The sequence below is a fragment of the Pedobacter sp. genome (genome assembly GCF_045627485.1).
Taxonomy (GTDB): Bacteria; Bacteroidota; Bacteroidia; order Sphingobacteriales; family Sphingobacteriaceae; genus Pedobacter.
On sequence record NZ_JAZQNU010000081.1, the window covers coordinates 1 to 8,018 of the forward strand.

At 40.0% G+C, this 8,018-nt stretch carries 10 protein-coding genes and 4 tRNA genes; 1 reads left to right on the forward strand and 13 read right to left on the reverse strand.

All coding sequences use genetic code 11. From position 1 onward, the window contains the following. From ACR2F3_RS05970 to ACR2F3_RS05985, 4 genes are all read right to left on the reverse strand, one after another. Window positions 1-219 (reverse strand): hypothetical protein (locus ACR2F3_RS05970; protein ID WP_432709068.1); only part of this gene is annotated, 219 nt, incomplete at its 3' end. Window positions 220-327: 108 nt separating this feature from the next. Beyond that, complete coding sequence (locus ACR2F3_RS05975) at window positions 328-1,581, reverse strand: ATP-binding protein (protein WP_432709069.1); 1,254 nt, start codon at window positions 1,579-1,581, stop codon at window positions 328-330. Between the two features lie 243 nt (window positions 1,582-1,824). After that, complete coding sequence (locus tag ACR2F3_RS05980; protein ID WP_432709077.1) at window positions 1,825-2,055, reverse strand: hypothetical protein; 231 nt, start codon at window positions 2,053-2,055, stop codon at window positions 1,825-1,827. Beyond that, complete coding sequence (locus ACR2F3_RS05985) at window positions 2,027-2,590, reverse strand: cation-transporting P-type ATPase (protein WP_432709070.1); 564 nt, start codon at window positions 2,588-2,590, stop codon at window positions 2,027-2,029. The genes ACR2F3_RS05980 and ACR2F3_RS05985 overlap by 29 nt, the downstream gene beginning before the upstream one ends. Before the next feature lie 179 nt (window positions 2,591-2,769). Between ACR2F3_RS05985 and ACR2F3_RS05990 the strand changes: the two genes are divergently transcribed. Next, complete coding sequence (locus ACR2F3_RS05990) at window positions 2,770-3,162, forward strand: SPW repeat protein (protein ID WP_432709071.1); 393 nt, start codon at window positions 2,770-2,772, stop codon at window positions 3,160-3,162. Between the two features lie 40 nt (window positions 3,163-3,202). Here ACR2F3_RS05990 and ACR2F3_RS05995 read toward each other — a convergent pair whose 3' ends face one another. From ACR2F3_RS05995 to ACR2F3_RS06035, 9 genes are all read right to left on the reverse strand, one after another. Further along, entirely contained in the window at window positions 3,203-3,571 is a 369-nt protein-coding gene (locus ACR2F3_RS05995) for a VOC family protein (protein WP_432709072.1), read from the reverse strand. A gap of 23 nt (window positions 3,572-3,594) precedes the next feature. After that, on the reverse strand, window positions 3,595-4,410 hold the full coding sequence (gene metQ / locus ACR2F3_RS06000) for a methionine ABC transporter substrate-binding lipoprotein MetQ (RefSeq protein WP_432709073.1): 816 nt from the start codon (window positions 4,408-4,410) through the stop codon (window positions 3,595-3,597). A 28-nt stretch (window positions 4,411-4,438) separates the two neighbouring features. Continuing rightward, window positions 4,439-5,083 (reverse strand): methionine ABC transporter permease MetI, encoded by a 645-nt coding sequence (gene metI / locus ACR2F3_RS06005; RefSeq protein WP_432709074.1) that lies wholly within the window; start codon window positions 5,081-5,083, stop codon window positions 4,439-4,441. Window positions 5,084-5,087: 4 nt separating this feature from the next. Then, window positions 5,088-6,119 (reverse strand): methionine ABC transporter ATP-binding protein MetN, encoded by a 1,032-nt coding sequence (gene metN, locus ACR2F3_RS06010; RefSeq protein ID WP_432709075.1) that lies wholly within the window; start codon window positions 6,117-6,119, stop codon window positions 5,088-5,090. A 324-nt stretch (window positions 6,120-6,443) separates the two neighbouring features. Then, window positions 6,444-6,528, reverse strand: a tRNA-Leu gene (locus ACR2F3_RS06015). Window positions 6,529-6,577: 49 nt separating this feature from the next. Next, window positions 6,578-6,650 (reverse strand) — tRNA-Gly (locus tag ACR2F3_RS06020). A gap of 177 nt (window positions 6,651-6,827) precedes the next feature. Next, window positions 6,828-7,565 (reverse strand): subclass B1 metallo-beta-lactamase, encoded by a 738-nt coding sequence (gene bla / locus ACR2F3_RS06025; protein WP_432709076.1) that lies wholly within the window; start codon window positions 7,563-7,565, stop codon window positions 6,828-6,830. A gap of 214 nt (window positions 7,566-7,779) precedes the next feature. Beyond that, window positions 7,780-7,852 (reverse strand) — tRNA-Thr (locus ACR2F3_RS06030). Between the two features lie 48 nt (window positions 7,853-7,900). Next, window positions 7,901-7,985, reverse strand: a tRNA-Leu gene (locus ACR2F3_RS06035). Between the last annotated feature and the right edge of the window lie 33 nt (window positions 7,986-8,018).

Sequence of the window (8,018 nt, forward strand, 5' to 3'; positions counted from 1 at the left end):
GGCGCGCAGGTCGAGTCCGTCGAAGATGTCCAGAAGTTCGGTCGTCATCTTCTCCAGCTTCTGCACTTCCGGCAGTGACTTAAAATCCGAGAAATAGGTATAAAGCCATATAACCTCAGAATCTAAAAAGCCAATATTCTCCGTCATTTCAGCGATATTGTCGCGTGAAAAGAAGTCTGTAAAAACAAACTTAGCATCTATTCCTATTTTTCTTAGCACACCTGCTCTGTAGCTCTGCGCATACTCAACACCCGAGCTCGCCCAACCTATGCCTAGGTTAAAGTTGTAAACCATGTATAAAGACTCCCTATTTCTATACTAGAATTTTTAAATAAACATAACCATATAATGCGGCAACGAAATCTTATTACCAATTATTCCTATGTTTCCTAACATCAATTTATATGACTTACTAGGTTTATAATTATCTATAAATCGATTAAGCGATGCCGTTGCAGTATTTCCTGCTTTCACCTCTATAGGAACAACTTCACCATCTTTTTCTATCAAGAACTCTAATTCATTATTATCATCTGGCTTATAATAGTACAATTTATATCCGCGCTTAACTAAACTTTCGGCGATAATATTTTCATAAATGCCTCCCTTTGCATTTCCCTTTAACGAATTTGTTAAAATTGCACGTTTAGTTTCTGCTCCATATAATGCTGTTAGTAGTCCAGTATCATTAATATATAATTTAAACTGATCCTCATTTGCATTTGCCATTAATGGCAAATAAGCCTCATGAACATTATAGCAGATATGCACTAATTCAGAATCACGCAGCCATCCTACACTGTTCCCATATTTCTTTTTAGTCTGTCCCTTTTCAACAGTTGAATACTGAAACTTTTTAAGCTCTTTAGCCAATTGTTTAGGAATTGCATTGTAGCAATTCTGCACCTTAACTTTTTCAGCACCTTTTGCATGCTTAGAAATATCAAACTTATAATTTGTAAGAATTCTCTCCTGGAGTTGCATAACATCATTAAAATTGTGATTTTCGACATAATTTGCAACAACTTCTGGCATTCCGCCAACTATAATATATTCTCGGAACAATTCTTCATATTTATCGTTAATCACATCTGGAATTCTTTCACCGGTAGTAAAATACTCTCGGAGAATATTTATAGCGGATTCACCATAACCTTCAGCCCACAAAAATTCTTCAAAATCCAAGGAATACAATGTAATAAAATCTTCGTATCCTGTAGGAACTGATTCTGGTTCCTCGGCATCAGAATCACCATTCTCAGCATAGGTTAATCCCAGCAAACTTCCTGATGTAATCACATCATATCTTCCATCCTCTGCCAAAAATTTAATAGCTGTTCTTGCATTACCACAATTTTGAATTTCGTCCAAAAATATCAATGTTTTGCCAGGAATAAGATTTACATCTGAAATAAAAGCAGACATCCTCTTGTATATGGAATCTGCAGACAAATCACCTGCAAAAATCTCTTTTGCCTCTTTTTGCTTTATGAAATTAATTTCTATAAATGATTCATATTCACTTTTTCCAAATTCACGAACAATATATGACTTACCAACCTGCCTAGCACCTTTTATCATTAAGCACTTATTCTTATGATTCACTTTCCAAGCTAGTAGCTCGCTATATACTTTCCTTTTTAGCATAGTGATTCCTCCACCTAAAATTTAGCCCAATTGGGAGGTTCTGTCAACAAAAAGGAATAAAATCGGCATATCAAAAAGCCAGAAAAGGAATAAAATCGGCATATCGAAGTTTGGAAAAAGGAACAAAATCGGCATATTATAAAAACAGGAGCTATCAACTGATAACTCCTGTCAACTTTAATCAATTATACCAAATTCCCTATAAAAGTCTTGTCTTGCCTTCTCATCCTTTATAGCCTTGATTGCATCAGCCTCTCTACCTAAATCACATAATGTAGAAAGTAAATTTGATAATCGATTTTCCCCTTTTTGCATACCTTTTTGCATACCTTCTTGCATGCCTTCCAGCTTTCCTTTATTAATTAAGTTCTGAGCCACTTCACACACCGGGGCTCGCATTCGCCTCATCAATAGGGTCTGTAATTTTATCGATCGAATGGCTTTCGCCAGTGAGGGCTGCTTCTTCTGTCCTTAGTGCGCTCACTTCAACCAGTCTGGCATCGGCAGGCACGATATCGCCGGCTTCAAGTAAGATGAGGTCACCAGGAACGAGCTCGGCAAGGTCTATCTTCTCCGGGTTATTATCACGCACAACTGTTGCAAATTGTGCCGCCATTTTCTGCAACATCCGCACAGACTCATCGGCATTGTATTCCTGGCTGTAACCAATCCAGGCATTACAGATAATGATGGCCAGAATCACGTAGGCATCAGTATGTTCGCCTACGAAAAAAGAAATTAGAGCAGCTATAATCAGAATACCGATCATCACATCTTTAAACTGTGCCAGGAAAATAGCCAGTTTAGTGCGTCTTTTACCCTCTATGAGCACGTTTTTCCCGTATTCTTGTTGCAAGCCGGGAATGTCTTTTTTTGGTAAGCCTGAAATGGAGGTTTTTAAGTTAGCAAAAACCTCTTTGGTGTGCATTTGATAGAATTCCATAGGACAAGGTAGGGATTAGCACTATTCAAAAGATCTCCTTATAAACTTAAAGAAAATATCAACGAGGTGGAAATATATTGGGGGTAAATCACATTGGAAAGGGTGTTTTTCTGCCCTTTGGCGGCATATGTTTTGCGCAAAATTAATCAACAATAAATGGTATTAATTAAAATTAAATGATGATGAGATTTATTAGTAGAAAGGCCCATGCGGTATTGGATTACATTGTGGGCATCTTGTTAATTGCAGCACCCTGGATATTTGGTTTTTCTGATGTTGCTGCGGCTAAATGGAGTGCAATTGCTGTTGGTGTGCTTACGCTAGTGATGTCACTGATGACTGATTATGAAGGAAGTCACAAAAAACCGGTTTCCATGATTGCACATCTGAATATGGATGTGGTAATGGGAATCTTTCTGGCTATTTCTCCCTGGTTATTTGGATTTAACGATGTCGTTTATTTACCACACCTTGTGTTCGGTCTTTTAGCCATCGGTGCAGGCTTATGTACAGTGAGGACTTCACCTCATTTACATACGCCAGGTGGTATGGGAATGGGACATGCGCATTAATTTTTTTACAGGAGACCTTTTGTAGGTCTCCTGTATACTATTATCTTTCGCAGTGTATTTGCAGGTGATTGCCGTTAGGATCTTTAAAAGCGGCAAAATAACCATGCTCACCACTACCTATTGGTGTCTTTGTTTGTGTTATGGTGCCACCAGCTGTTACGATCCTTTCGAGGTAATGGTTAATATCATCCACGTTGATGACAAGCTGGGTGCCGACGCCTTTTTCAGCAGGTTTTAGTGATGCATCTAAACCTCCGCCAGTGTTGGTGTCGCCAATTATAAAAAAGGAGTAACTATTTTCTATGATTACTTCAATCTTCCAATCGAATACGGCAGCATAAAAAGCTGAGGCAGCGTTTAGATCTGGTGCAGGAATTTCTACATGTGTAATGGTGCAATCTGGCTTCATATCAGTAAGGTTTAAGCTCCAAATTACCAGCCTTTGATGGCACTACCCTGGAATTCATTTTTGGCAGCTTTTTCTACTTCATCAGATTGGTAAGCTTTCACAAAATTCTTTACCTTTTCTTCAGCTTTGTTTTCTTCTCTGGAAACGATAATATTTACATAAGGAGATTCCCTTGCTTCGTAAAATAAACCGTCGCGTTCGGCCAATAAGCCGATGGGGGTAGCAAAGGTGTTATTGATGATGGCTATGGCCACATTCTGATCATCTAAAGCCCGAGGTAACTGTGGCGCTTCCAACTCCAGGATCTTAATGTCTTTCGGGTTGTTTTTTATATCGTTAACGGTTGGTAATAAGCCAACCCCATTGTTTAAAGTCAGTAAACCGGCTTTTTGGAGCAATATTAGTGCACGTCCTCCATTGGTTGCATCATTGGGAATGATAATGGTACTGCCGCTTTTTAATTGATCAAGGCTTTTAATTTTTTTGGAGTAACCAGCCAGGGGGTAAACAAAGGTATTACCAACTACGGCAAATTTGTACCCACGTTGTTTGCTCTGCACATCAAGAAATGGTACGGTTTGAAAAGCGTTCACATCTATATCACCTTGTAAAAGCGCTTCGTTTGGCATCACATAATCATTAAACTGTACCAGTTCTACGTTTAAGCCGTATTTTTCAAGGGCCACTTTTTGGGCAGCCTGTGCTACCCGGTATTCCGGACCAGCTATTACACCCACTTTGATAAGGTTGGGATCTGTGTTTTTTGCTCCGCCACAGCTATATAAAGTAATGGATGTCAAAAAAGCGAGAACTGTGATATGGAAAGAATTTAATTTCATAGGAATATTAATAATATGATAGGTAACTTTATTTTCTGTGGTCGACCCTTTTAGACAGGTAGTCGCCAATAAACTGAATGATAAAAACCAGTGCAACAAGTGAAAGCAGTACCGTATTCATCACCAGTACATCGTAACCAACATAACCATATTGGTAACCAATCTGGCCTAAACCACCTGCACCAACGGCACCGCCCATGGCTGAATAACCGATGAGGGTGATTAAGGTAATAGATGCAGTATTGATCAGCGAGGGCAAGGATTCGGGTAACAACACTTTTCTAACAATTTGAAAAGGTCCTGCACCCATGGCCCTGGCGGCCTCCACTAAGCCATTTGGTACTTCCAATAAACTATTCTCCACCATTCGGGCAATAAAAGGAGCGATACCTATGCTTAAAGGCACAAGCGCGGCATACACCCCAATTGATGTACCAACAACCATCCTTGTGAAAGGAATCATCCAGACAATGAGGATAATAAATGGAATGGAACGGAAAATATTTACAATTATGGCTAGGGCACGGTTAAGGGATTTGTTTTCCAGTATTTGTCGTTCCCGGGTAAGGAATAACATTACACCTGTAGGAAGGCCAATGGCGAAGCCAAAAAAGCCAGATACTAAGGTCATAAAAATGGTTTCCCAGCCACCCTTAATAAGTAATAAAATCATCGAATCAGACATATCCTAATTCCTCCACTTTAATCTGTTTTTGTTTATAATAGGCAAGGGCCATTTGGTGATTTTCGGGACTTCCTGATACCTCTAATATCATGGCGCCAAACTGAATATCGCCTGCATACTCAATCTGCGCAGAAATAATGTTGTTATTTAAGGAGAATAGTCTGCTGACTTCTGATACAACAGGCTCATCAACCGAATTTCCTGTAAATTCCAGTTTAATTAGTGGGATTTTTCCTGGTGCCGGCGTTTTACTAATCTTCGCCTTGTAGGCATCAGGAAGATTTATTTTAATGGAAGACTCAATTAATTCGCGCGTAACTTGTGTTTGCGGGTTGGTGAAGATCTCGCTTACTGGCCCTTGTTCTATAAGTCGGCCGAAACTGATTACCGCAATTTCATCGCATATGCTTTTGATCACTTCCATTTCATGGGTAATCAGCATAATGGTAATGCCTAAGCGTTTATTAATATCTTTTAAGAGTGAAAGTATGGAACTTGTTGTTGCAGGGTCCAATGCGCTGGTGGCTTCATCGCATAACAAAACCTTAGGGTTACTTGCCAGTGCACGCGCAATAGCTACACGTTGTTTTTGTCCTCCAGATAAATTAGCAGGATAAGCATTTGCTTTTTCTTCCAGTCCTACCAGTTTAAGCAGTTCGTTAATGCGTTTTTCCGCTTGTTCTTTCGGTGTGTTGTCGAGTTCTAAAGGAAAGCCAATATTGTCAGCTACGGTTCTTGCAGACAGCAGATTGAAATTTTGGAATATCATTCCGATCTGCCTTCTTTCCTGTGCTAGCTGTGAGGCTGAAAGTGACATCAGGTCTACACCGTCAACCAGCACCTGGCCTTGTGTTGGGCGCTCTAACAAGTTTACACAGCGGATAAGTGTGCTTTTACCTGCACCGGATGATCCGATCACGCCAAATATTTTGCCCTTTGGTACGTGTAGGGAAACTTCAGCTAATGCGATGATCTCTTTCTTCTTCTGATGGAAAACCTTGCTAATATTTTTTAATTCAATCATTCGTATGCGTTAACCTGTGTTGATCATGGTTAACCATGATGGGGGCATTAATTGTTTTTAAGCGCTGCAAAGATAATGAAGTCTATTAATATAGTAGGCATTGTAACAACAATTGTGGTTTAACGCTGACCATTACCGTTACGCGTTGCAAACAAACATTTATCCAGGCTGGCATGTTAATTTAAAAACCATTAAAGTATAAGTATCACATTGGAACAAGCAGAGCATGTAGCTGCAGCTGCTAAAGAACAGGCTAATCAAATTGGGGTTCCCATGAATTTACGTCATAAAAAAAGCCCCATATGATGGAGCTTTTTTTATGAGTACTCAGAGCGGGAATCGAACCCGCACGACTTTTAAGGTCACAGGATTTTAAGTCCTGCGTGTCTACCAGTTCCACCATCTGAGCAGGTGTAAAACCTTTTAAAATTAAAAGCCCTCATGAAGAAGGCTTTTAGAGCGAAAGACGAGATTCGAACTCGCGACCCCGACCTTGGCAAGGTCGTGCTCTACCAACTGAGCTACTTTCGCATTTTTGGTGACCACATCCGTGGCCTTTATCCTTTTGAAACCATATTTGGTTTCTTTTGGGATTGCAAATATAGCGAGAAATATATACTGTGCAAGTTTTTTTGAAAATTGTTTTATTGATGAACATATCTCCATGAAGGACTAAACCTGATTTTATCGCAGTTAGAATTGCTTAAGTCATTTCTTTTCAAATAATTGGATGGTATAATCTAATAAAGCAAGGTCTCCGGGCTTGCCGTGACCAGGTATAACTATTTTTGTTGCAGGATAATTTGCTTTCAGTTTTTTCACCGTTTGCGGCCAGTCATTAGTGTTCGCATCTTCAAGATTGCCTTTTCCTGCACCCAATTCTTTGATCAGACAGCCACCAAACATTACCTCATCTGCCGGGAAGTACCCGATAATATTGTCTTTGGTGTGCCCTTCACCGAAATACGTTAAAAAAAACTTTTCACTGCCTACCGTAAGCTCCTTAGTTAACCCGAAGCCATGAAGTGGGGTGGGAGCGTCTATTTTTTTCGCCAGTGCTATCGTCATGCTGTTTGCATAGGATGGAATTCCACGTTCATGAAATGCTGGTAAGCCTGCCAGGCAATCGGCATGAAAATGTGTGGCAACGACAGCCTTTATTTTGCACTGAAGTTCATTTTCTATCCAATTGATCAACACCGCAGATGCTTCATTGTCGGTAGGTGTGTCAAATATGACGGCCTCTTTGCCATCGGTCACAATCATTCCATTACACCCAACTTTGCCAAAGTCGTTGGTGTTTAAGTAAGAGATGTGGCGGTAGGTATGGCCCGCTATTTTTTCGATCACCAGTTTTTCTGAGTTCAGGCTTTGAGCGCTGGCATCAGTTGTTTTTATGGCGCAACTCAGGAGTAGCAGCAAAGGGGCAAGAAATATGATTTTGATTTTCATGGATTATTTGCATGGTTAACCTAAGTAGTTAAGGTAACAGTTTCTAGCAATACGCCCAAATATTTAATTGGGTTCGTTCTTGTTATGAACGGGTATGAAATAGGAATGGTTCCCGGATGACTTGTTTTGATAGTCAGTGGTTTAAGAAAACAAAGCTAGCAGCGTGGGGGTGAATGCCCTCGGGCATAAGTTATTGAGAAATTTAAAGAGCCTCCTATCGGGATCGAACCAATGACCTACTGATTACAAGTCAGTTGCTCTACCAGCTGAGCTAAGGAGGCCTAAAAAAACCTGCAAAGTATTAAAACTTACAGGTTTTTTGTTTTGTGTACTCAGAGCGGGAATCGAACCCGCACGACTTTTAAGGTCACAGGATTTTAAGTCCTGCGTGTCTACCAGTTCCACCATCTGAGCAGGTGTAAAACCTTTTAAAATTAAAAGCCCTCA

Bases quoted from the DNA above. Each gene is read 5' to 3' on its own strand.
- ACR2F3_RS05975 (WP_432709069.1), bottom strand. From the start codon at position 1,581: ATGATAAAAGGTGCTAGGCAGGTTGGTAAGTCATATATTGTTCGTGAA.
- ACR2F3_RS05980 (WP_432709077.1), bottom strand. From the start codon at position 2,055: ATGAGGCGAATGCGAGCCCCGGTGTGTGAAGTGGCTCAGAACTTAATT.
- ACR2F3_RS05985 (WP_432709070.1), bottom strand. From the start codon at position 2,590: ATGGAATTCTATCAAATGCACACCAAAGAGGTTTTTGCTAACTTAAAA.
- ACR2F3_RS05990 (WP_432709071.1), top strand. From the start codon at position 2,770: ATGATGAGATTTATTAGTAGAAAGGCCCATGCGGTATTGGATTACATT.
- ACR2F3_RS05995 (WP_432709072.1), bottom strand. From the start codon at position 3,571: ATGAAGCCAGATTGCACCATTACACATGTAGAAATTCCTGCACCAGAT.
- metQ (WP_432709073.1), bottom strand. From the start codon at position 4,410: ATGAAATTAAATTCTTTCCATATCACAGTTCTCGCTTTTTTGACATCC.
- metI (WP_432709074.1), bottom strand. From the start codon at position 5,083: ATGATTTTATTACTTATTAAGGGTGGCTGGGAAACCATTTTTATGACC.
- metN (WP_432709075.1), bottom strand. From the start codon at position 6,119: ATGATTGAATTAAAAAATATTAGCAAGGTTTTCCATCAGAAGAAGAAA.